This is a genomic window from Verrucomicrobiota bacterium, assembly GCA_037139415.1.
In the GTDB taxonomy this organism is placed as follows: domain Bacteria; phylum Verrucomicrobiota; class Verrucomicrobiia; order Limisphaerales; family Fontisphaeraceae; genus JBAXGN01.
This window is the reverse complement of sequence record JBAXGN010000012.1, coordinates 1-22,522: the sequence shown is the minus strand read 5'-3', so window position 1 is coordinate 22,522 and position 22,522 is coordinate 1. Positions and strand designations below refer to the sequence as shown.

Genomic DNA, 22,522 nt, shown 5'->3' with positions numbered 1-22,522 from the left:
CTCAGCGGAGTTGCATAATTATTACCCGATTTAGGCACGAATATTATAGCTGAGAATATCCGAACCAAAGCAACGTTGGTGACATATTCCGCAGCTCCAGCATCACAACCGCGAGTCAGAACTGGCGGGCTGGCATAAAGCGTGAACTGGCCACGGGCGTCCCAAGTCAGTAGGCATAAACACAGTATGCATGCTACCAATAGCTGGTAAATCGATCGTGATGAAATCCGCATACACGGAATGTTCCGCAGCCCTGCGTGAAAAGTCAATGAATGGATTGTTACAGTCCCATGAGTCCGGTTTACCGTCCCAGAGCCACGGCGCGGTCGCCGGTTTCGCAGATGACGCGGAAGCCGACGTTATAGACGCGTTGGTGGGGGAGATAGCTTGCTCGGAAACTGGAAGTGGCGCGTTTGGGAACGTCGTGCCAGGAACCGCCCCGGGCGACTTTGCGGCCTTGGGTTTCTTCGCGGTCACGGTCATCGTTGGCGGCCGGGTAGGGGAGGTAGGTGGAGCGGGTCCATTCGGCGGCGTTGCCGTGCATGTCGTGGAGACCCCAGGCGTTCGGTTGGTATTGACCCGAGGCCACGGTGATCAACGCGCCGTCGTTGAAGCGGGAATCCTTGGGCAGCCAGTCGTCATATTTGGTGGGATTCTTTAATGGTACATCCACCGTGTAAGGATCGCTGGCGAACTCGGATAGTTTTTTATCCGCCAGGTTGGCGTATTTGGAAAAATCGGTATCGAAGCCGCCATAATAAAACGGGTCGGCGGAACCGGCGCGGCAGGCGTATTCCCATTGCGCTTCGGTGGGGAGGTTGAAACGCAGACCGGTGTGACCGGAGAGCCAGCGGCAAAAGGCCATGGCCTCCTGCCAGGAGACACGCACCACGGGTTGTTCCGGTTTATTGGCGGGATACCCATGCACGCCGAACTGGTAGGTGTTTTTGTCTTCGATGCGGCTGTCGTGCGAAGAATCAAATTTGGCGTAGGTGCGGTTGTTGATCTCGCAGGTGGCCATCCAGAACGGTTGATCAATGCGGGCGCGGAAAGCGGGGCGTTGGTCCAGTTCGCCGGAGGGATCGCCCATGACAAAGTCGCCAGCGGGAATCAATGCGAGTTCAAAGGTGATGCCATCGCCCAGGTCAATGGTTTTACGGGTTTGGGCTCCGGCGGTTTGCTGGCGTTGTACCGCCTCTTTGGCATCGAAGGGCCAGCCAGCCACTTTGGGAGCAGGCACGACGGCAGGCATCGGCTCGGGAATGACCGGTGGCACCGGTTTGGCGTCCATGGTCGGCACGGCTTCGGGGTGGCTATCCACGCCGCCGTAGAGCAGCAACAGGTCGTGGCGGCGATCCACTTGGGTGCCGGGTTTGGCCAGTTCTTCGCTCCAGGTGGCGTGGTACGGGCAATTCATGTCAATCCAAGTGATCAGCCGATCCCAGGCTTCGCTGTCCAGTTTGACGTTGTAATGCCCGGCTTTGAGCAGTTGAACGAGGTCGGTGGTGTCGGCGTGGAATTCCATCGGTTCAAGCACATGATAATCGCTCTCAATGCCCGGACGGCGGACATAGCGATGCAGTTCGGCGTAGCCCACGGAAAACTTGCCCGCGTGTGTACCGCCATTGCCGGGAGTGACGGAGCGGTAATCCGTAATTTTGACAGTGCCGCGCAGGTCAGGAACCTGCTTCCCATCGGCGCGGGCCTGACCGTCGTGACAGCTCACGCAGTATTTATCCATGACCGGCTGAACTTCACGCGGGTAGCTGAAGCCGCGCACCGGGCCGTGCCACGGCTGGATGTCCACGGGCGGCTGGCTCAGGGCCAGGGTGCGCTGTTGCATTGGCGCGGTGCTTTGTTTTTCATGGCAACCCGCGCATTGCAGCACTTCGCCGGGCATGGCGGTCATCCAACTGCGCATCAATTGGACGGCCTTGCCTTCGGCATCCAGCGGCTGAACTGAAATTGGCGTATTAGCCGGCACGCGGAATTGAACGGAACCATCCGCCTGTACCGGCACGGTGCCCAGCACGCGGCGAATGTCCCAAGGGCCGTCCAAGCCCAACACGCCCAGAAGGCCGCCCATGCCGTGATAGGCAAAGTGGTAGGTGAACACGCGCAGGCTTTTGATGGTTCCCCGGGGCAATCCTTTGGTGCCGCTGCCGGCATAGATATCCTGAATGTACACCACGGCGTCCTTGGTGTTGGGATTCACCTTGTCGGGGATGACCGGGGGGCGCGTGGTGGCGCGGAAGGGCACTGGTTCCAGCAAGGCGAACCCGGGCAGTTGCTTCAGGGGAACCATGTTGTCGTAAATATCCACCAGGTAGAGTCCCCATAACGCATCAGCGGCTGGTTTGCATGACACCAGGAAATGTTTTTCACTGAGCGGATAGGGGTGAAGGAACTTTGGCCAGACGCCGACGGTGAGCTGATCCTTGAATACCATCTCCACCTTTTTGCCATAGCCGGGGATTTTCTGCACCGCGCCTTCGGCTTCAAAGCGGCCTTTGGCCGGATCGAAGATGACCAGTTCTCCCATGCGGCGATCACCATGATGGCCGCTGATGACGGCGACCACTTTGGTGGGATGCCCCGGAATCGGGCGCGCATAGAAGAACGAGTTGGGCCAATAGGAATTGCTGCCCATGAATTCCATTTGCTCGGTGCCATCGGGATTCATGTGGAACAACAGGCGGGTGTTGGAGTGCGGGGTATCCGTGTATTCCCAGCGGGTGTAAAGGATGCGCCCGTTGTTCAGCACGGTGGGGCACCAGTCGTGTTCTTGGTCAAAGCACAACTGCCGGATGTTTTTGCCATCCGCGTTCATGAGGTACAGGTTGGCGACGTGCGAACTGCCATAGACGCACGGCACCCCAACAAAGCAAGCGGTAGAGCCGAAGATGATCCGGCCATCGGGCAGATAGCAGGCGTCGTAGTAATCCACATCCGGCTGTTCCCCGGTAAGCTGGCGCAGAGAGCGAACCGTGGGGATGGCAGATGGCCTGACGGCTTTGGATTTCCTGGAGGTGGACGTCTTCGGGGTGTTCAGTGACGCTTCAAACACCTGCCAGTGCTTGTTGGTGCCGGGCATGGAGAGCAGCAACCGGTTCGCGTCGAAATGCAAATCCACATCGCCGATGAAACGCCCATCGCCCGGTGCGAACAGGTTCGTTTCCCCAGCTTCCAGATTATCCAGTGCCAGCATACATAACACGTCGTCGTAGCCGGTGAGGGGCAGGGAAGAGTTGCTTTGCCAGTTGGCGGGGAGGCCCAGCGAAGGTGCGTTGGCGCGGCGCTTGATGAAGAGCAGACGGTTGAAGTCGAGCAGGGGATTCGCCAGCAACGCTTCCCGCTGCAAGGCGACCAGTTGCGCTTTGATCTGGCTGGCATCGGCGGCGGCAGGCGGCGAGTTGGTCTGTTGCAATTTGGCTTCCAATTGATCTAGGCGATCCAGGTAGTTTTGCCCCTGCGCATAGCGGCTACCGTAGGTGTTAATCAAATCGTGGATGGCCAGCCGCAAGGACGCTGGACTGACCTCCGGCGTGAACGGCTTTTCCGGTGGCGCGCTGCGCTTGGTCTTGGCGGCGACGATGGTTTTGGGGGTGACTTGGCGCTTCAGCGTCCAACCGCTGGGAAAAGGTTGGTCCGACTCGAACCGCAACGCAGTCACATGGGGAAACGAGCCTTCCCGTTCCAGTTTGATGGTGTGTTTGCCCGCCGTCAGCTTGATGGCGACGGCGCGTTCCCATTGCGCTCCGGAGGTGTTCCATGAGCCGGTCACCACGCGGCAGCATTGGCCCAACTCTTTGCCATCCACGGCCAGTTCAGCGGGACGTGATTGTAGGGCGGCGAATTGCAGGAAGAGCGTGTATTCGGCGGCGACTGGAAACTCGAGGTCATATTCGACCACGATGGGTGATTGCCCGCCGTAGGCTACCATCGGCACGTCTTTTCCCCAGCCGGACGTGTGGATCTTGACGTTGCCGCGATCAAACTCGGTGGCGGGGATCAGAAATGAGTTACTGCTGGATTGTGCGCTCGCAAAAACCGCGCCGCCAACCAGTGTCAATCCGGCCAGAACAAATGGCAATAAACAGGTCCGCATAATATGACTTCCGCAAAGCTATGCATTTAGACGTAATACGTCACTGAGATATTTCAGAAAAATAGAGGACGGACGGTTGCAGAAAAACAGGAAACTGACATGGCAAAAAAATAAGCTGGCAAAAAAATCAAGAACGGAAGACAGAAGTGACAAGAACCGGATTTAGCAGAAAAATAAACCGGCAGAAAAATGGAGCACCGCTGCGAAGCCAGTCCGGCACTGTAATTGACGCGACCGTGCAGCCAGCCAAGCTAATTTTGATAGGGCGCTGGCCAGGTCTGGTTCACGGGTTCGGTGGAGTGCTGCATGGTCCAGAGCCAGTCGAGGTTTAGGGCACCCCCGGTGGTGAGCTTGATCGTGCGGTCGTCCTTCCACCGGTGCATGCCAGCATGGCCATCGGCAAAGGTCATACCCGCCGAGCCGCCATGATAGGAGGCCGGCCAGTCGGGGACGCCTCCTCCCCAAGTGCTGCTGCCATAAGTGAGGGTGGGGTTGATGCGGAATACGGCGTCATTGATGCCAGTTTCCGATTCATCAATAAAGACAAAGAAATCCGATGGTTTGGTGATGGTGGTGTTCTTGGTGAAAACGTAAAAGTTGACCGTATCCGTACCCGTTTTGGTGCCGTCACCCATGCGGTAGTTCATGGAGATGCCGCGCACCATATTTAAAGTGTTGCCGGGGCACTTGTAAACCGCGATGGAGTTCACGTAGCGAAACAATAATGCATTGATTATCATGTTCGCATTGGTGCGATCACTCGTATTCTGCATGTCGCCCGCCGCCCAAGCCAGGTTGGTGAGGGTGGTCCCCCAATTCGAGACCAATCGGCCGTCATTATCATCAGCGTACATCAACCAAGCCAAGCCCAGTTGCTTGCCGTTGTTCATGCACATCGTGCCTTGGGCTTTCTGTTTGGCCTTGGCCAGCGCCGGCAACAGTAACCCGGCCAGGATGGCGATGATGGCGATGACAACCAGTAGTTCGATCAGGGTAAAACCGTGAGTTTTTCGCGCTTTCATAAGTCACACGTTGAATGCGAGTGTTTCAAGTTGGTTCGATTATTTTACGTCGTACCATAACCACACCATCGCCCGTTACCTTTGCCCCGTCAATCCCAGAAATGCGTAAATTTTGAATGCTCCCCAGTTACAAACTCCATCCAGAACGGAACTCTGGCTTGAGGTATTGGTTGGCGGCAGCCATGTTTTTGAACTGGCCGGCTTGGCCGTCCCATTCCAGTTTCTGGCCCGGGAAATTTAGCGCGATAATCCCCAATAACGCGATCTCCGTCAGGGGGCCGCTGTAGTTGAAGTTTGAGCCCGCTGGTTTGCCGGTCTTGCAGGAATCCACCCAATCCTGATAATGCCCATCCGATGTCATGACGGTGGATTGCTTTTCGACCTTCCGGTATTGCAGCATTTTTGCATCCGGGATGATGCGGCAACTGGTCGCGCCGTGGGAACCGTAGATGATCTTGCCTTGATCCCCGACGACGACCACGCCGATGCGCGGAAATTCCTCGCCTTCCAGCTCCGGCACTTCGGGCGCGGGTTTCTTGCCGTCATTCCAGATCAATTTCAAAGCGGGGCGTTTGCCTTTGGCGGGAAATTCAAACCGGTACGTGTTGGCGGTGGCAAAGGTATCCGCGTGCGCCACCGGGTCGTAATCCACCGGTCCGGCGACCACCGAGGAGGGTGCGCCCAAATCCAAAGCCCAGTACACCGGGTCAACCAGATGACAAATCCAGTCCCCCAGGCCGCCGCCGCCAAACGCCCGCCAGTTGCGCCAATTGCCGGGCACATAACAGGAACTATAAGGACGGTTTTGGGCGGGTCCCAACCAGAGGTCCCAATCCAAGCCGGGTGGAACGGGTTCGCCTTGATGCGCTTTTTCCAGCAGGCTGATACCGCTGTGTACCCGCTCCATGCGGGTGTGGATTTCCTGGACATTGCCAATGGCACCGCTCCAGATCATCTCGCAGAATCGCCGGACGGACGCAAAGGAATGCCCTTGGTTGCCGAGTTGGGTGATGACTTTGTTTTCCTGCGCGGCAGCCATCAGGCTGCGCACTTCATAAATCGAATGCGCGAGGGGCTTTTCGCAATAGACATGCTTTTTCAGCTTGATGGCGTGCATGGCTGCCACGGAATGTGCGTGGTCGGGAATGGCCACCACCACGCCGTCAATCTGCTTTTCGATTTCATCCAGCATTTTCCGGAAATCGCGAAAGCGCTTGGTGGAGGCATAATGCTTCAAGGTGTCGGCGCAGCGCCGGTCATCCAGATCGCAAAGTGCTACCACGTTGCAGGTCTTGGCCAACTCATCCAGGTTGGTGCGGCCACGTCCTCCTACGCCGATGAAGGCCAGATTCAGTTTTTCACTGGGGGGTGTGGCGCCATTCAGACCCAATAGGTGGCCGGGCACAATTGAAACGGTCGCCAGGCTGACGGCGGTGCCACGCAGAAAATGACGTCGGGAAATTATGTGTTTCATAGCAGGTGAGGATTGGATGCGTTGTTGTGTTGGTAGTTAATTTATGGGCGCAAGATGCAATTGCTCAGATTGGAATCACCCGTGTTCCACATGAAATCCACCAACTTGGGGTAGTTCAGTTGGACCACGCTACCGTCCACGCCGACGATGTTACCCGCTCCGAGATGCAAATTGGTGGCACCCCAGTCGCAGGTGTCAGGATACAAGGTGGTGATGTTGTTGCTGATTTGTGCCACGCCACAGGTGCCACCGTCCTTGCCATACACATTGCGGTCGCCAGCCAGGTGGTATCTCGGCAGATCATCACTGGCTTCCGCCCCCAAAAAATAACTCAACGCCAGGTTGCCGATGCCGGCAAACCCGTAGGTGGGATCGGTGGAAAAATTGGAAGCCACCTTGACTCTGTTATCGCTCGGGCAGACCAGGATTTTTGGAGTACTGAATTCGTTGGAGACGACCACATAGTGTTGCCATGCCTGATCCAGATGAAGGGCGCCTCCATCAGCTTGGTCCGTCAACCATGGAAAATGTTCGTCGTGATCCATGCCCCAGACGCGAAAGGCGATCCCGATTTGGTGCAGATTGTTGACACAGGCAATCCGCTGCGCTTTCGCTTTGGCCTTGGCCAAGGCTGGCAAGAGCATGCCCGCCAGGATGGCAATTATGGCAATCACCACCAGCAGTTCAATCAAGGTAAACGCCAAGGGGGATGGCACTTGGCCGCGACGGCACAGGGTGTTTCCAGCCGGGCTGGATTCCAAAGTTAAAAACGACTCGGGCATCTATAGGTGTGACGCCACAAAGTCTTTACCTATTCAAATTACCAACGGTTCCATCGGATTGGTCAAACCTCAATCCTCCCCGTGAAAGCAAAGTCAGCCGGGCCGGTCAATTGCACGTCGGTGAATTGGCTGTTCAGTTCCTTGAAGCTGACTTCCATGGTATCGCCACCGAGTACGGTGACCTGGATGGGGGAGGGGAAATTAAAGACACGCGCGGCGATCAAGGCCGACGCCGTCACTCCTGTGCCGCAGGCCAGGGTCTCGCCTTCCACCCCGCGCTCGTACGTGCGTACGCGGATGGCGTTCGGGCCGAGTTTCTGCACGAAATTGACGTTGGTCCCTTTGGGCGAAAAGTGTGGGTGATAGCGCACTTCAGCGCCGATCTTCTGCACCATGGCCTGGTCGGCATCCGACACGATGATGACGGCGTGTGGGACTCCGGTATTCAGGGAATGGCAGGTCAACGGACCGCTAGCCAAGGGTACCGTTTCGTTCATTCGCAAGTCCTTGGGCTGGGTGAGATTCACGGTCACCCGTTCCCCGGCAAACCGGGCAGTGATCACGCCGGCGATCGTTTCAAAGGTGACCTGGCTTTCCACGCCCGTAAGCTTTTGGATATAACGGGCAAAACAGCGCGCGCCATTGCCGCACATTTCCGCCGAACTGCCATCGCTATTATAAAACGTCCAGGCCCAATCTGCTTTCCCGCTCTGGCAGGGCACGAGCAACATCACCCCATCGGCACCAACGCCGCGCTGGCGGTGGCACAGGCGGGTGACTTGTGCGGGTGTCAAGGACAACTGACCCGGCCGGTTATCCAACAGGACAAAGTCATTGCCCGCTCCGTTCATTTTCGTGAACTCTAAAATCATGTAAGCTAAACTACTCGCCTTCCTCAATCTTGCAATGACTTTTGAACCAGAAATCCCAGGATGCGCGCGGCAATCTGGTATTCGCGCTAAGCGGGCAGAATAATGACAAACTCGGAGCCTTGGCCCACCTGGCTGCGGACTTCCGTCTGGCCATGGTGCGCCTGCACGATGGCACGGACGAGGCTCAAGCCCAGGCCCAGTCCTTTTTCGTGCCGGCTCTTGTCGCCGCGATACAGCCGGTCCCAGATGCGTGGCATCTCCTCAGCGGGAATACCCATGCCGGTGTCCTGGACGCGCAGGGAAACGCCACCGTCGCTGGTCGGGGCGGCGGTGATATCCACCTTACCGCCTTTTGAGGTGTATTTGATGGCGTTATCCACCAGGTTGGCTAGGCATTGCTGGATGCGGGTGCGGTCGGCTTTGACGGTGAGCGTCGCAGGCAGGTTGGACACGGTGAGTTGGATGCCTTTTTCCTCCGCGATGATTTCGTAAAGCTCATGCACCTGGCGGATGAGTGAGCCCACTTCCACCTCGGAGAGTTCCAGCCGCATCGTGCCGGTTTCCGCCTCCGAAATATCCATCAGAGCCTTGAGCATGGTCAGCACGCGCTCGGATTCTTCCATGTTTTCAGCCAGCGCGGCCCGCATCGTTTCCGGGTTGCCGGATTGCAGCGCCACTTCAATTTCCGCGCGCAACCGGGTCATGGGCGTCCGCAGGTCATGCGCCACATTATCCAACGCCTCGCGCATCCCGCGGATCAGGCCCTCGTTTTTCTCGATCATCCGGTTGAACAGGCTGACCAATTCGTCCAATTCATCCCGGCTGGGCGTGCGGGACGGGACGCGTGCGCTCATGTTGCCGGTGTCAATGATGTTGCGCACGGCGCTGATCAGATCCCGGATGGGACGCAACGCCCGTCCTGTGAAAAGCGCGCCGCCGATGAATCCCAGCACGACGACTCCGGCCATCGAGAAGCCGAAGATCAGGCGGAACTGGTTCAGCAGCGCCTCTGTTTGCTCGGTGTTTTTGCCGACCTGCAAGAGCAGCCCGCCGCGCAAGGGCGCCGTGGCGATCAACCAGGTTTGCCGGGAAGTGTCGCCGGAGAGAGTGAGCCAGGGTTGCGCCTGGGAGGGGGCCACCACTTCGATCTTCCGTTGGTCAAAGCCCTGCCATGTTTCCGGCACGTTCAGGAATAATACCTGGTTGAAGGGGCTGACCACCCGCACGAAGAACGCGTTCCGTGCGCTGGTGGGATCGTTCAGGAATTTTGCCTTCAAGATGTTGATGCCGCCGCCTTCATACCACGCGCGGTATTCTTCCAAGCGCGCTTGCAACAATTCCCGGTCCTTCTGTTGAATGGCGGAGGCGAGCAGAAAATAGGCCAGCAGGAAGATGCCGCAGGCGGTGGCGATGAACGCCGCCGAATACCACAGGTTCAAGCGCAAGCCGAAGCTGCCGCGCGCGGGTTTAATCGGGTTTGAGAACATAGCCGACGCCGCGGAGGGTTTGGATGCGCTTGGGTTCGAAATCGCGGTCCACTTTGTTGCGCAATCGGCAGACGACGACGTCCACCACGTTGGTCTGGGGATCGAAACTATAATCCCAAACGTGCTCCAGAATCACCGCTTTGGTCACCACTTTCCCCACGTTGCGCATCAGGAACTCCAGCAGGGAAAATTCTTTGGCCTGCAACTCGATCAACTGACCGGCGCGCCGCACTTCGCGATTTACCAGGTTCACCGACAAGTCGCCCACGGTCAGCGTGGTCGCCTCGACGCTCTGGGTGGAGCGCCGGATCAGCGCCTGCACGCGGGCCAGCAATTCGCTGAATGAAAACGGTTTCACCAGATAATCATCCCCGCCCATCTGCAAGCCTTTGATCCGATCATCCACGGAGGAGCGCGCGCTGAGGAAGAGTACCGGCACCCGGATCTTCTGGCGGCGTAATTCCTGCACCACGCTGAGGCCGTCCCGTTTGGGCAGCATGATGTCCGCGACGATGGTGTCGTACGGAGTGGTCAACGCCAGGTCCAGTCCGGTGTCGCCATCAGGCGCGTGGTCCACGGCAAAACCGTTTTGCCGGAGCCCCTTGACGATGAACGAGGCGATCTTCTTATCATCTTCGATGACCAGGATGCGCATGGGCCGTTATCGGTTGGCAATGACCAGCAACTCAAACCACGTGAAGGCCTGCAGAACTTCGCTCCGCTGCCACTGCCGCCGCGCCTGAATTGAATGGTTCACCACAGTGTTGTTAATTTACCGGGCTGGGCTTATTGAAGCCAGCTTTGTTCGATGCAGCCCGCTCGTCAAGATTGCATTTTCTCCGTCGTCCCGCAAGCAGTTTACCCGCCGTTACCGGGCAATTCGCGCAGTGAGGAAAAGGTCTTCGCCGAGTTGCCGCCAGACCAGGTCGCGCAGGCGCAGGGTTTCTTTCAGGGAACGCGCGCCCAAGCCGGCGACCGCCGGTTTGGAATTGCGCCCCCCCAACACTTTTGGGGCATAAAAGAATGCCACCCGGTGTGCTAGCGAATTCAGCAGGAAGGCGGCGTTCACCTCTCCGCCGCCCTCGACGAGCAGGTTGGTGATTTCTTCTTTGCCAAGCCGGCGCAAGAGCCAGCGCAGGTCCACTCTGCCATTGCGCGTCGGGGCCACCCAGACTTGGCAGTGGCGGGCGAGGGCTTTGCGGCGTGTTGCCGGAGCCGCTGCCGTGGTCACCAGGGTGGTTTGTGCGGCACAGGCATCCGTTATGACGCGGGCGGCAAGCGGGGTGCGGGCGCGGCTATCCAGGATGATGCGGCGCAGGGGGCGCGCTTTGGTAACGCCATCCGGCAAGCGAAGGGTCAGGGAGGGATCGTCCGCCAGGATGGTGTTGATGCCGGTCAGGATGGCGTCCGCGCCCAGGCGCAGGTTCATGCCCTCAGCGCGGGCGGCTTCACCGGTGATCCATTTGGATTCGCCGGAGGCGGTGGCGATTTTTCCGTCCAGGGTCATGGCGGCTTTGACCGTGATCCAGGGAGTACGGTGGACGATCCAATGGTTAAAGGCTTCATTCAGAAGCTCTGCCTCGGTGGCCAGTTCGCCATGCTGTACCTGTACGCCCGCCTTTTCCAGCAGCGCAAATCCGCGCCCGGCATGTTGCGGGTTGGGGTCGGTGGCGGCCACGACGACGCGCCGGATGCCCGCTTCGATGATGGCGGTGGTGCAAGGCGGGGTGCGCCCCTGTGTGCAACAAGGTTCAAGGGTAATGTACAGCGTTGCGCCCCGGGGATCGCGGCCACGCTTGGCGGCGTCACGCAAGGCCTCGATTTCCGCATGGGGTTGGCCGGCCTGATGATGCCAGCCGCGCCCGATGATTTGACCGCCGTTGACCAGCACCGCGCCGACCATGGGGTTGGGCGCGGTCTGTCCGTAAGCGCGCCGGGCCAACCGCAGCGCCGTTTGCAAGTGACGGCGGTCGAGCGCGTTGCTTGAATTTATTTTCGATGCAGTCATCGTAACTGGGAGACAACGTAACCCGTATTGTTCCGCCGCGAAAGGGGAATCACTGGGTTAAAACATGCGTTGCAGGAAGTTGTTCAGGAAGCGCGAGCGCAGGGGATTATTGGCGGGGTCGAGGAGCGCGGGCCGGGCCTTTTCCAGATCCCACTGCGCGAGCACGCAGACACTGTGCCCGCCGTGCTGGCCGTGCCGGATGGCGTTGATGCCGTAGCCATAACTGACAATGACTTGGAAACCGTGGGAGGCGGATTCGTAGGCCAGACCGCCGCCGACGCCCGAGTTCCAATGACCGTTCTGCGCCTGGCCGGGCGCGTAGTCAATGACGGCGCTATCCACCGAGCCCAGCACGCTCCAGCGCCGGGATTCGCATAAGGGCACCATCACCATCGCCCCCAGGTTTGCAAAGTTGCGGGCGCTCAGTTCCTGGAAGTTGTAGCCGGGAATCGAGAGCGGAAATTCCGAGGTAAACGGGAGATAGCTGCCCAGCCGGTAGGCGCTGAAACGATCCGGGTTCAGGCAGGTGCCCACGGTGACGTGGACGTTAAAGTGCAGGCCGTCATCGAAGGTGTTGGCCAGCAGGGCGCGCCCCCAAAAGCGGTGGCTGTTCGCTTCAATGCGGCGGTCCTGGTTGTACCCGTAGTTCTGGCCGTGATCCCGGAAGTACCCCTCATGCCAGACGCTCAACTCCAGGCCCGCGTTAGGCACCAGCACGGGCTCATTGCCGCCCCAGCGCAGCCCGGCGCGGGTCACCAGCGTGTCGCGGTCGGTGGGAATCTTAAACCCGGGGGCGGTCGCGTTATCCCGCCCGTAGAAGGCGCGGTGGACGCTGGCGCGCAGCAAGCCGTAGAGCGGAATTTGTTGTGCCGGATTAAAGAGGTGATAGACACTCAGGCTGCCGTCTATCTCGTGGCCGGTGAACGATTCCTCGTGGATATAGTTGCCGTTGCGCATTTCGGAGTACGTTTCGGCAAAACCGCCCCCGGCGACGCCAATCCCCACATCGGTGTTCGCCCCGAGGGCCTCGCGGATGCCCAGTTCCGCATCCAGGTAAACCGGCGCAATGGCCACGCGCATCGTCAGGTTGGTGCGGAGGAAGCCCGGCTTGTTCCAATAATAAAAGGCGTAGCCGGCCATCGGCGCGGAGCCGCGCAGGGGTTGATTGTAGCCAAGCTGGATCAAATTCCTGGTGGTGGGGTCCAATTGTGCGCTGGCCTGCCAGTGGTTGAGGAACCACGCGACCATCACGAGAGCCCGGATTACCCGCCATGTTTGCATGGCCCTGTTCATAGTCAAAAACAGCCGCTGGCGCAAGCCCAATATATCCGCCACTCAGCTCTTCTGAATCCGGCTGCGCACGCCCTCCACCAATTGTTTGGCGATGGCGGCCACCAGGGAATCCGGGACTCCGTTCGCGGGGCTGATGGATTGGCTGAGCAGGTGGCACTGGTCGTTCACATAATCAATGGCGACAAATTTCCGGTCCTCCGTGAACGCAAATTCGGTGGAGAAAAAGTTCATGCCGGTCAGCGCGGCGATCCGGCGCACTTTGGCTTCCGCGCGGTCCAGTTGCCAGGCCCCATGATCGGCGGTGGACATCAGGCGGTAGCGGTCGTTGTGGCAATTCCACCAACAACTCCACACCGCGCCGAAGACGTAAAAGACGCGGAAGTAGGCGGGCTCTTCGCCGACCAGGGCGGGGACGATCCGCTTTTGCAGGAGGTAATGCGAGTCGGGCCATTGCGCCATCGAGGCGGCTAAATCCGCTTCACTCTCCGCCTTGAGGAGGACGCCGCGCCGCCCGTAACCCCGGCACGGCTTGATGACAAACGGGCTGCCCAATCGCTCCCGGTCCGCCGCGGAAAGTTGGAAGGCCGCCGCGGCCTCGGCTGGCACAATCACTGTGGGCGGCACCGGAATGCCCGCCGCCTCCAACTGGGGATGCAGCCGCGCCTTGTCAAATGCCGCCAGCGCCACCGCCGGCGGGTCCACGAGCAGGATATTGCGTTCCGCGGCGAGCAGAATCAACTGATGATAAATGTCCTCGGGCTGATGATGCTCGCTATGCATGTTAATCAGCGCCCGCGCCCAGACGCGGTTGGCCCGCAATGCTTCCTGGAATTCCCGCACCCACAGCGGCTCGATGAGAAAGAAGTTCAGCCCGGCGGCAGCGCAATGCCACTGGACGCGCTGGATGAAATAATCATCCGCGTCCAAGTGGTGAGTCATTACCAAATCGTATGTACGTGTCATGAGGGAGCCGCGATCATCCGGCCTCGCAATCGGCCACACGTTTCATACGCCTTACCGGGCGTGAGTCAAGCGCGTAAGCGGGGCCGCAGCGCGGGCGCGGGCCGCATGGCCGCCGCTTGCAGGCTTGTATTTTCCGCGGCGGAGTGGCTTCATGCCCCGATGAAGCGCATTGCAAGTCTTGGCTGGCTGATCGGTCTGGTGCTCATTGGCGGCAGCGCCGTTGCGGCGGTGAAACCCGCGCGGCCCAATATTCTTTTCCTCTTTGCGGATGATTGGGGCCGCTATGCGGGCGTCTATGCCGCCACGGAGACCCGCCCCTCCATCAACCAGGTCATCAAGACCCCGAATATTGACCGCATCGCCCGCGAGGGGGCGCTGTTCAAGAACGCGTACGTCACCGCCCCCAGTTGCACACCCTGCCGCAGCTCACTGCTCTCCGGCCAATACTTCTTCCGCACCGGGCGCGGCGCGATTCTGCAAGGCGCGATGTGGGATGAGAAGATTCCCAGCTACCCGCTGCTGCTGCGCGACGCCGGCTACCACATCGGCAAGAGCTACAAAGTCTGGAGCCCCGGCACGCCGGCGGATGCCCCGTACGGCGGCGCCCAGCACGCCTATGAAAAGGCCGGGCGCGAGTTCAACCGCTTTTCCGCCAACGCCACCCGGATGGTCCGCGAGGGCATGACCTTCGAGGCCGCCAAGGGCAAGATGCTCGGCCAAGTCCGCGACAACTTCAAAGCTTTCCTCGACGACCGCAAGCCCGGCCAGCCGTTCTGCTTCTGGTTCGGCCCCACGCTCACCCATCGCGAATTTGAGAAAGGTTCCGGCAAAGCCCTTTGGGGGATCGAGCCGGAGTCCGTCCAAGGCAAACTCCCCAAGTTCATGCCCGACGTGCCGGAAGTCCGCGAGGATTACACCGATTACATGGGCGAAATCCAGGCTTGGGATGCCAGCGTCGGGCTGCTCGTCAAAATGGTTGCGGACGCCGGCGAACTCGATAACACCATCATCGTCATCAGCGGCGACCACGGCATGCCCGGTGTGCCCGGCGGCAAATGCAACCTGTACGACTTCGGCGTCGGCGTGGCCCTCATCGCCCGCGTGCCGGGCGTCCAGGGCGGGCGCGTGCTGGAAGATTTCGTCAACCTGATGGACCTCGCCCCCACGTTCCTGGAAATCGGCGGTGTCAAGCCTCCCGCCACCATGATTGCCAAAAGCTTTTGGGACGTCCTCCAAACCAATAAATCCGGCCAGGTGGATCCCGCCCGCACTTGGGTTGTCACCGGCCGCGAGCGCCACGTCGCCGCCGCGCGTCCGGGGAATTTACCCTATCCCCACCGCGCCATTCGCACCCCGGACTTCCTCTACGTCCGCAATTTCATGCCGGACCGCTGGCCAATGGGCAGCCCCGGCCTGGTTACGGACACCGAGGCCCCGCCCGCGAGCGTCCTCGAACACAACACCTTTGCCGCCTTTGCCGATATGGACGCCAGCCCCACCAAAGCCTGGCTCATCGGCCAGCGCCTGACCCCCGAATGGAAGTGGCACTACAATTGGGCCTTTGGCAAGCGCCCCGGCGAAGAACTTTACGACGTCCGCAACGACCCGGACCAAACCAAGAACCTCGCGGGCGATCCCGCCTACGCCAAAGTGAAAGACGAACTCTCCGCGCGCCTCCTCCAAGTCCTCACCGAGGCCAAGGACCCGCGCGTCCTCGGCGAAACCTGCATCTTTGAGAACCCGCCCTTCACCGACGCCGGCGGGGGCAACCAGAAAGCGGGCGGCAAGAATAAAAAGCAGAAAGCCCCGCAGTAGGGCGGGGGGCGGCGCTCACACCTTCCGCCGCAGCGCGTAGCGCAGAAACGCGAGCAACCCGGAAAACCGGTAGCCGGGGTCCACATAATGCTCGATGACATAGAAGGCGAAGTAGTAAGCGCGGCAAAAACTCCAGATCACAATGCCGAGCAGCACCGCCGTCTTCACCGTGGCGGCCTCCAACAGCAACAACAGCGCGGCCACCACGCCGATCAACAGCAGCAACCCGGCCTTGAGCCACATCCAACGCGGATTCGTTAAATCTTTCATAGTATTATGCGGCAGAACTCCAGCGGCGCAGGGCAGAATTACGGGGTTTTGGACGGCGGGGGTAGTGGCGGGGAGCAGTACAACGCCACGACGAGGGCGAGCAGCGCGCTTGCGCCCAGCCATACTTTCGTCGTGGTTTTCATGGGCGGCATTCTGCCTCGGAATCGCCCCGTTGACCATCAAAAAAGCGCCCCGATAAAGGTAGGCGATGAGGTAACGAGTCTCACTCTTTCAGAAATGGACGCGCCTGGCACCCTCTGCTGGCATCATGGTAGAAAAGGGCCGGAAAGACTCCCGATTACCCTATGAATCTCTTCTACTTGAAAATACGTCAGGTTGGTTTTGGTGAGAAGTTCCCTTAGCAAAGGCAGCGCTGGGACGGCAGCCTTTCCATATCCATATAACCCAAACGCCATACTCGCACCCTTGGAAGGATCCGGGTCTGATAATCCTTTAATAAGCGCGGGAACGACAATTTCCGGCTGTTTGTTTATTTTGCCTAACGTATAGGCAGCCGCAGAACGGACTTTTCCATCTGGATCATTTAACATTGCGAGCAGTGCGGGTATGGCAAATTCTCCTTTTCCCCTGTGCTGGGAGATACCTAAAGCTGCGGAGCGTCGAATATTAGTATTCGTATGTTGCAGAGCCTGAAATAGCGCGGGGTATGCTGCGGTTCCGATGCCCACCAAAGCACAAGTAACGGAGACTACTACGGTTTCATCATTTAATAGTGGAACCAGTTGTGGAATGGCCGGTGTGGCAATCGGCCCCAGCATACAGAAACCCTTCGCTGCCTGCCGACGCTTCTGCTCTAGTTCTATTTCTCTTGAAGATTCATCAAAAGGCAGTCTTGGATTGAAATCGAATCCCATTTTTTCAGACATCGATTCTTTTAACTTAATTCTGGCGATCAAATACGGCAGACAATTGGTGCCCATGGCCTGTAATGCAGTGGCAATTTCCTTTTCATCAGGCCTTATTTCACCGATGCCCGCCTCGCTTGAAGAAGGAGATATTTTGTTTACCCAAGTGAGTAATGACTTTCCATTGTAACGGGGGCTAAACAGACCCGTCGGCGGAGTAGAGCATGACACTATAAGGACAATCGCCACCATTGCGCCCAGCCATACTTTCGTCGTGGTTTTCATGAGCGGCATTCTGCCCCGGAATCGCCCCGTTGGCCATCAAAAACGCACAAAAACAAACGTAGGTGACGACGTAAGGAGTCTCAAATATGAAGGCGCGGGGAATTTTGGAGTGCGGTGGCAACCGAAGGGGGAAAAAGGGGCGGCGGGCGACACCGCTTTGGATTTGCCCCGTCCATTGGAGTGAACGCGGGTGTACCTGAGGAGACCTAAATGGAGTGGCGCGGGGAAATTTGACAGCGGGGGAATTCCCAGAGTTTCGTACCCCCTCACCTCTTTCCTCTCCCTCGGGGAGAGGAGGTCCGTTCTGCGGCTGAGGGAGCGAATGATGGGTTGCTGGTGAGTCTTTGGCGTCCGGCGCAGAATCCGTCCACGGCGGGAGCGCACGCATGGCCTTTGGAATATCAAAACGCGGCGAGCGTCATTCCCTCTCCTCAAGGGAGAGGGTTAGGGTGAGGGGGGACGGAACTCTCAAATTCGGAATGCGGATTTCGGAATGCGGAATGGAGGGCCGACGACTATTCGGGCGGTAAATCATGGTTGGCGGGTTGAAATCCAAAACGGTGTCGCGGCCCCTTTGTCCCACCTTGCCGCCGTACTCCAAAAATGTCGGCGCGTGCATTTGCTCTGCGCGGCAGGCCGGGTGAGGGGTGGTTCCCCGGTGAGCCTCCGCAACCCTCGATTTGTCCTTTGCATAACGCTTTGTGCGGACCGCAAATTGCGTTTTGCAACGGACAAATCTGGCCCTGCGCGGCGCAAAACGGGCGTATTTAATAAGATTGATGACAACCCCCCCGGCACTTTCCCTTTTCCCCAGCGTCCCGCCCGTTATTTCCAGATTATCGGCGAACATGGATGGGGCTTACGCTCTGGTGGCGCGTATTTCAAGGAGCAAGGGGCGGGAATTCGAAAAAACGCAGAATACCGTGTTGACTTACCTATATGCAGTGTGGTACTAAATCGCGCATACTATACTTTGTGGTATTAACTTATGCGCTGTCCTAAATGCGGTGGCCAGGATGATAAAGTGATTGACTCACGGACTTCCAGTGAGGGCTCGACCATTCGCCGGCGCCGCGAATGTCTCCAGTGCCAGCATCGCTTCACTACGTACGAGCAGATCGAGCGTGGCACGCTGATGATTGTGAAGCGCGACGGCCGGCGCGAGGCGTTTAACCGGGATAAACTTCTCAATGGCATTCAAAAGGCGTGCCAAAAGCGCCCGGTCAGCAATGAGGTCATCCAGGAACTGGTCAACCGCATCGCCGACCAGGCGGCGGCGGAATTCGATTCGGAAGTGCCCGGTCCGGTGCTTGGCGAGAAGGTGATGAATGGGTTGCGGGAGGTGGATGAGGTGGCGTACGTGCGGTATGCCAGCGTGTATCGGCGTTTTCAGGAGGCGACCGATTTTGTGCATGCGGTCAAGAAGCTGGAGGTGAGAAATGATACAACTACGCTGCGATTGCCTGGTGTTTGAGACCGAGGCGGGCGAACTGCTGCCGATGAGCGCCGCCGACTTGGCCGGCAAGCTGCTCGCGGAGTTTCCGGGCCGCGTGGACCGGGAGTTGGTGGATAACGCCTTGGAGGCGGTGGTGTATTTCTTTCGTCAGGAGCAGGGACGGGACAGCATCACGGTGGCAGAATTCACGCGGGTGTTTGAAACGGTGTTGCGCGGGCTGGGCGTCTCGTTGGTGAACGCCGGCGAATCGCCGGCTGCGTCCGTGGCGGATTCGGATTTGGAACGCCTGGCGTCCGCTTCGGGGGAAGGTTTTGAATTGATGTTCTTCCGCCTGTTGCGCGAGGAGATGCAACGGCAACTGGCGATCGCACCCGCGCTGGTGCGGTTTCGCGGGTTGCGCGGTTGCGTCAAACAATTGCTGGGCACCCGCCGCTGGAACAATCAATGCCAGCGGTTGCAGGATCAGATCGTGGAGTTTTTGCGCGATTGCCTCAAGCAGCGCGAAGGCTCGACGGATTGCGGGTTGATGGTGACTTGACCCGGCGGGATTTAACCTGAGGTTCAACGACTGAATATTTATGAGCAAGACCCTCTTCCAAAAAATTTGCGACAAGGATATCGCGGCCCAGATCGTTTATGAAGATGAGCTGGTCGTGGCGTTTCGGGACATCACGCCGCAGGCGCCGACGCATGTCTTGATCGTGCCGCGCAAGGCCATTTCGCGGATTGGGGCGGCGAGCGCGGAGGATCAGGCGTTGTTGGGGCATCTGCTGCTCAAGGCGGCGGCGGTGGCCGTGCATTTGGGCGTGGATAAGACCGGGTACCGGCTGGTGATTAACCAGGGACCACATGCCGGGGAGTCCGTGCCGCATCTGCACGTGCATTTACTCGGCGGACGCCCGATGGCCTGGCCGCCGGGCTGATCCGGTTGCGGATTACTCCGCCGTCAATTCGTACCACAGCGTCTTGAATTCCGGCCCAATGGCAAGGCGGCTTTGCGCGCCGTCCGCTTGCACTGGCACGGTTCCCTGACGTTCCCCTTTGGGGTTCAATGCGTGTACGCTCTGCACCCGGAACGGCAAAGTCAGCTCCACTGGGATGCCGTTGACCATGGTGGGGCCGGTCCCCCAGTTCTTGTTCACGGACGTGCGCTGCTCATTCCAGATCATCCCTTGATTCTGCGCTGAGCCCACGACGGTTAGCAGAATGCGTTTGGATTTTTCCAATGGCTGCCCATCCTGGCTGGTGAGCACCAGGGCGGCGTAGTTGCGTTCAATCGGGCCAAACTTGAGTTGCACGCCGCCGAGGTTGTAGCTGCCCTCGGCTACCAAGCCCCAAATGGCGCGGGTCGCGGGCGTGTTGACTTGCACCACGGCGCGGTTGGTATCGGTGGCATCCCAGAGCACGCCGGGGCCGGTGAGTAGCTTGGGATTGGCCACCGCTGGGAGTTCCGCCGCCTTTTCGGCCTTCGGGTCCATGCCCAAACGATGGGATAAGGCCAGCGTGGCGGGCATCATGGTTTTCAGGGAGCCGGCGGCCACTTGGGGCAAGGGCGCGAGATCGCCCCGGCGATACATATTGGCACACGCGGTGAGCATGGCCAGCTTGACGGGTTGTCCGCCGAAGGAGAAATAACCATTCATGCGGTCCCCAAACCATTCGCCGCCCCCATTGCTGTATTGGAAGAAAAAGACGCCATCCCAATCCTGCAACGCCGCCACCATGGCGGCAAACGGAACAACGCTTGCGGCGTAATCATTCGGGTCGGGGATATTCCACTCGGAAATGGTGAACGGACGATCCAGCAAACGCCACGGGGCGCAGGCCAGCAGGCGGTCGCTGTTGGGCACGGTTTCCATCGGGGTGTTGCTGATGGTCCAGTTTTGCGGATCCCACGGCCTGCCAGGGAAGCGGGGATGCTGCCAATAGGCGTGAATATCGGTATAATCGCAGGTCTGCGCGACGATGTCCGCGCCATGGTACGTGATTTGCGAGGCGGTGATGGGCACCCGCACGCCGAGGTCTTTCTTCAAGTATTCGGTGAGTTCGCGAATGAAACCGATTTCCGTATCTTCCATGAAATGCTTCACGTCACGCACGGCTACCTCGCTCCAGCCATCCACGGGAATCTCAATCGTATCCTCTTCCAACGATTGGCCCATGGGGATGACGATGTATTCGCCGCCTTTGCGCAGGCGCACGCCGCCGATGTAAAAGTTACCCTCCTGCCCGCCGAACTTGAGGCAGAAACGGACTTTGCCGGGAATGTCGGCGGTGGTGCGGAAGACACGATGCACTTGCTGCCACTTCGCGACCGCTTGCACCTGCTCGCGGAAGCCGACGCTGCTCCAGTTGCCGGGCCCCTGATTCGAGATGTCCGCATGGACCGCGCATCGCGTATCCGATTTGATCCAGAAGGACACGGTGTAGAGCTGGTTGGTTTCCAGGGTAAGGTTGCTGAGGATCAATTCCTGTTGCATGACCTCCAGCGCTTTCTTGACGATGCGCACCTGCATGGCCGGGGTCTTGGGTTCCGGCCCGGCTTGGTTGAAGCGGGTTTCAAATGGGAAACCCTGCGTCTGATGCGCGCGCCAGGCCCCCAGGTTGGTCTTCCACGCCGAGCTATCCGCCACCATGGGGCCGAGGGGTTCGCTCTCACTGCCCCAGGCTTTGGTGAGGGCGGCGGTGTCGGCGTAATGTTTTGAGAGCCACTCATTCCATTGTTTCTTAAATTCGCCGCGATACGGCTCGGGTAAACTGGCCGCCGTGCGCGCGCCATCCCGGCTGAACGAGTTTTCGTTGACGATTTCCACCACCGCCACGCCGGGATCCTCCGAGCGTTTCAGTTTGCGGTAAGGGTTCACATGTGTGAGGTAATCCCGGCAGAACTCCTTGAAGCGGGCGCGCATCCTGGGCTCGAAATAAAGCAGATATTTGTCGTAATGCACCGCGTACGGCAAATCTTTGCCGGTGAAGCCCTCCGCTTCCGTGAACGCGCGGCCCACGTGCAGGTTCAAGTTGGCATAAACGCCGTGCTGATTCAATTGGTCCAGGAAATAATCCTGGCGATCCAATTGCTGCGGGTCCAGCGTGCGCTGGCCGTTGACGATCGGCCCCCACACGCCGCGCGGCGAGTTGGCGGTATCATGATGATGCATGCGCACCGCGTTAATGCCCAGCTTGGCAAAGTGCGCGGCCACCTTCTCCGCCTCCTCGTGCGTGGGAAAGTTGGCGCTGAAACAGGTGTTCACGCCCCAGAGCTTGAGCCGGCTGGAATCGGTGTAGAAATGCCCGTCCCGAATGCGCACAAAACCATCCGCTCCGGCGGGCTTGGGGGAGAGCCCGGCCAGATCGGTGATCGTGGGCGAGGCATCGTCCCCTGGAATCACGAATGGAAAGCGTTCGGCTGCCAGGAGCGTTCCCGCGCCCAGACTCAAGGTTAACCAATACACGGATCGAAACGGAATGAAACATTTCATAATAGGTTGGCAAGCTGCCAATACCACTAATGTATCCTGCATTGTGAAAATATAAAGCGAATTGTTTTTGTCCGAACTTTGGCCCTGGCCCCAAGGAAGCGCGGGAGCCGCTTTGGAATTCGGATTGCGGATTGCGGATTGCGGAATTGCCGCCGTCGCGTTAAGGGTTGTGGAGGCTCACCGGGGAACCATCCCTCAACCGACCTGCGGCGCAGAGCAAATGCACGCGCCGACATTTTTGGAGTTCCGCATTCCGAAATCCGCATTCCGAATTTGAGAGTTCCGTACCCCCTCACCCTAACCCTCTCCCTTATATGTTCCCTGCGATGAATTTGATCACAA

18 protein-coding genes are annotated in these 22,522 nt (G+C 59.0%); 4 read left to right on the top strand and 14 right to left on the bottom strand.

Features of this window, described 5'->3' with window-relative positions:
* Window positions 1-301: 301 nt before the first annotated feature.
* The 10 genes from WCO56_03555 to WCO56_03510 all read right to left on the bottom strand — a co-directional run bounded on the left by WCO56_03555 (window position 302) and on the right by WCO56_03510 (window position 14,009).
* A complete protein-coding gene (locus WCO56_03555) occupies window positions 302-4,108 on the bottom strand; it encodes an SUMF1/EgtB/PvdO family nonheme iron enzyme (protein ID MEI7728615.1) in 3,807 nt (1,268 codons plus the stop codon).
* A 251-nt stretch (window positions 4,109-4,359) separates the two neighbouring features.
* On the bottom strand, window positions 4,360-5,130 hold the full coding sequence (locus tag WCO56_03550; GenBank protein ID MEI7728614.1) for a type II secretion system protein: 771 nt from the start codon (window positions 5,128-5,130) through the stop codon (window positions 4,360-4,362).
* Window positions 5,131-5,257: 127 nt separating this feature from the next.
* On the bottom strand, window positions 5,258-6,604 hold the full coding sequence (locus tag WCO56_03545; GenBank protein ID MEI7728613.1) for a Gfo/Idh/MocA family oxidoreductase: 1,347 nt from the start codon (window positions 6,602-6,604) through the stop codon (window positions 5,258-5,260).
* Window positions 6,605-6,645: 41 nt separating this feature from the next.
* Window positions 6,646-7,386: a type II secretion system protein gene (locus tag WCO56_03540; GenBank protein MEI7728612.1), complete on the bottom strand. Its 741-nt coding sequence runs from the start codon at window positions 7,384-7,386 to the stop codon at window positions 6,646-6,648.
* Window positions 7,387-7,448: 62 nt separating this feature from the next.
* On the bottom strand, window positions 7,449-8,258 hold the full coding sequence (gene dapF, locus WCO56_03535; GenBank protein MEI7728611.1) for a diaminopimelate epimerase: 810 nt from the start codon (window positions 8,256-8,258) through the stop codon (window positions 7,449-7,451).
* Window positions 8,259-8,344: 86 nt separating this feature from the next.
* On the bottom strand, window positions 8,345-9,745 hold the full coding sequence (locus WCO56_03530) for an ATP-binding protein (GenBank protein MEI7728610.1): 1,401 nt from the start codon (window positions 9,743-9,745) through the stop codon (window positions 8,345-8,347).
* Window positions 9,726-10,400: a response regulator transcription factor gene (locus tag WCO56_03525; GenBank protein MEI7728609.1), complete on the bottom strand. Its 675-nt coding sequence runs from the start codon at window positions 10,398-10,400 to the stop codon at window positions 9,726-9,728. Before WCO56_03525 ends, WCO56_03530 begins: the two co-directional genes overlap by 20 nt.
* A gap of 213 nt (window positions 10,401-10,613) precedes the next feature.
* Window positions 10,614-11,753: a bifunctional diaminohydroxyphosphoribosylaminopyrimidine deaminase/5-amino-6-(5-phosphoribosylamino)uracil reductase RibD gene (gene ribD, locus WCO56_03520; protein ID MEI7728608.1), complete on the bottom strand. Its 1,140-nt coding sequence runs from the start codon at window positions 11,751-11,753 to the stop codon at window positions 10,614-10,616.
* A gap of 57 nt (window positions 11,754-11,810) precedes the next feature.
* A complete protein-coding gene (locus WCO56_03515) occupies window positions 11,811-13,034 on the bottom strand; it encodes a hypothetical protein (GenBank protein ID MEI7728607.1) in 1,224 nt (407 codons plus the stop codon).
* Between the two features lie 54 nt (window positions 13,035-13,088).
* Window positions 13,089-14,009, bottom strand: coding sequence for a hypothetical protein (locus WCO56_03510; GenBank protein MEI7728606.1), 921 nt, complete (start codon window positions 14,007-14,009; stop codon window positions 13,089-13,091).
* A 159-nt stretch (window positions 14,010-14,168) separates the two neighbouring features.
* Between WCO56_03510 and WCO56_03505 the strand changes: the two genes are divergently transcribed.
* Window positions 14,169-15,824: a sulfatase gene (locus WCO56_03505; protein ID MEI7728605.1), complete on the top strand. Its 1,656-nt coding sequence runs from the start codon at window positions 14,169-14,171 to the stop codon at window positions 15,822-15,824.
* A gap of 15 nt (window positions 15,825-15,839) precedes the next feature.
* Here WCO56_03505 and WCO56_03500 read toward each other — a convergent pair whose 3' ends face one another.
* From WCO56_03500 to WCO56_03490, 3 genes are all read right to left on the bottom strand, one after another.
* Complete coding sequence (locus tag WCO56_03500; GenBank protein MEI7728604.1) at window positions 15,840-16,094, bottom strand: hypothetical protein; 255 nt, start codon at window positions 16,092-16,094, stop codon at window positions 15,840-15,842.
* 266 nt (window positions 16,095-16,360) lie between these two features.
* The gene (locus WCO56_03495) at window positions 16,361-17,245 is read right to left on the bottom strand and encodes a HEAT repeat domain-containing protein (GenBank protein MEI7728603.1); all 885 of its coding nucleotides are present in this window, start codon (window positions 17,243-17,245) and stop codon (window positions 16,361-16,363) included.
* A gap of 418 nt (window positions 17,246-17,663) precedes the next feature.
* On the bottom strand, window positions 17,664-18,095 hold the full coding sequence (locus WCO56_03490; protein ID MEI7728602.1) for a hypothetical protein: 432 nt from the start codon (window positions 18,093-18,095) through the stop codon (window positions 17,664-17,666).
* Window positions 18,096-18,233: 138 nt separating this feature from the next.
* Between WCO56_03490 and nrdR the strand changes: the two genes are divergently transcribed.
* The 3 genes from nrdR to WCO56_03475 are packed head-to-tail and all read left to right on the top strand — an operon-like array spanning window position 18,234 to window position 19,624.
* Window positions 18,234-18,719: a transcriptional regulator NrdR gene (gene nrdR / locus WCO56_03485; GenBank protein ID MEI7728601.1), complete on the top strand. Its 486-nt coding sequence runs from the start codon at window positions 18,234-18,236 to the stop codon at window positions 18,717-18,719.
* On the top strand, window positions 18,685-19,239 hold the full coding sequence (locus tag WCO56_03480; protein MEI7728600.1) for a hypothetical protein: 555 nt from the start codon (window positions 18,685-18,687) through the stop codon (window positions 19,237-19,239). Before nrdR ends, WCO56_03480 begins: the two co-directional genes overlap by 35 nt.
* Window positions 19,240-19,279: 40 nt before the next feature.
* Window positions 19,280-19,624, top strand: a complete 345-nt coding sequence (locus WCO56_03475) for a histidine triad nucleotide-binding protein (GenBank protein ID MEI7728599.1) — start codon at window positions 19,280-19,282, stop codon at window positions 19,622-19,624.
* A 12-nt stretch (window positions 19,625-19,636) separates the two neighbouring features.
* Here the strand turns inward: WCO56_03475 and WCO56_03470 are convergent, their stop codons facing one another.
* The gene (locus WCO56_03470; GenBank protein ID MEI7728598.1) at window positions 19,637-22,180 is read right to left on the bottom strand and encodes a hypothetical protein; all 2,544 of its coding nucleotides are present in this window, start codon (window positions 22,178-22,180) and stop codon (window positions 19,637-19,639) included.
* Window positions 22,181-22,522 lie beyond the last annotated feature (342 nt).

Bases quoted from the DNA above. Each gene is read 5' to 3' on its own strand.
- WCO56_03495 (MEI7728603.1), bottom strand. From the start codon at position 17,245: ATGAAAACCACGACGAAAGTATGGCTGGGCGCAATGGTGGCGATTGTC.
- WCO56_03540 (MEI7728612.1), bottom strand. From the start codon at position 7,386: ATGCCCGAGTCGTTTTTAACTTTGGAATCCAGCCCGGCTGGAAACACC.
- WCO56_03550 (MEI7728614.1), bottom strand. From the start codon at position 5,130: ATGAAAGCGCGAAAAACTCACGGTTTTACCCTGATCGAACTACTGGTT.
- WCO56_03525 (MEI7728609.1), bottom strand. From the start codon at position 10,400: ATGCGCATCCTGGTCATCGAAGATGATAAGAAGATCGCCTCGTTCATC.
- dapF (MEI7728611.1), bottom strand. From the start codon at position 8,258: ATGATTTTAGAGTTCACGAAAATGAACGGAGCGGGCAATGACTTTGTC.
- WCO56_03545 (MEI7728613.1), bottom strand. From the start codon at position 6,604: ATGAAACACATAATTTCCCGACGTCATTTTCTGCGTGGCACCGCCGTC.
- WCO56_03500 (MEI7728604.1), bottom strand. From the start codon at position 16,094: ATGAAAGATTTAACGAATCCGCGTTGGATGTGGCTCAAGGCCGGGTTG.
- WCO56_03510 (MEI7728606.1), bottom strand. From the start codon at position 14,009: ATGACACGTACATACGATTTGGTAATGACTCACCACTTGGACGCGGAT.
- WCO56_03475 (MEI7728599.1), top strand. From the start codon at position 19,280: ATGAGCAAGACCCTCTTCCAAAAAATTTGCGACAAGGATATCGCGGCC.
- WCO56_03515 (MEI7728607.1), bottom strand. From the start codon at position 13,034: ATGCAAACATGGCGGGTAATCCGGGCTCTCGTGATGGTCGCGTGGTTC.
- WCO56_03505 (MEI7728605.1), top strand. From the start codon at position 14,169: ATGAAGCGCATTGCAAGTCTTGGCTGGCTGATCGGTCTGGTGCTCATT.
- WCO56_03490 (MEI7728602.1), bottom strand. From the start codon at position 18,095: ATGTTCGCCGATAATCTGGAAATAACGGGCGGGACGCTGGGGAAAAGG.
- nrdR (MEI7728601.1), top strand. From the start codon at position 18,234: ATGCGCTGTCCTAAATGCGGTGGCCAGGATGATAAAGTGATTGACTCA.
- WCO56_03470 (MEI7728598.1), bottom strand. From the start codon at position 22,180: ATGAAATGTTTCATTCCGTTTCGATCCGTGTATTGGTTAACCTTGAGT.
- WCO56_03530 (MEI7728610.1), bottom strand. From the start codon at position 9,745: ATGTTCTCAAACCCGATTAAACCCGCGCGCGGCAGCTTCGGCTTGCGC.
- WCO56_03480 (MEI7728600.1), top strand. From the start codon at position 18,685: ATGATACAACTACGCTGCGATTGCCTGGTGTTTGAGACCGAGGCGGGC.
- WCO56_03555 (MEI7728615.1), bottom strand. From the start codon at position 4,108: ATGCGGACCTGTTTATTGCCATTTGTTCTGGCCGGATTGACACTGGTT.
- ribD (MEI7728608.1), bottom strand. From the start codon at position 11,753: ATGACTGCATCGAAAATAAATTCAAGCAACGCGCTCGACCGCCGTCAC.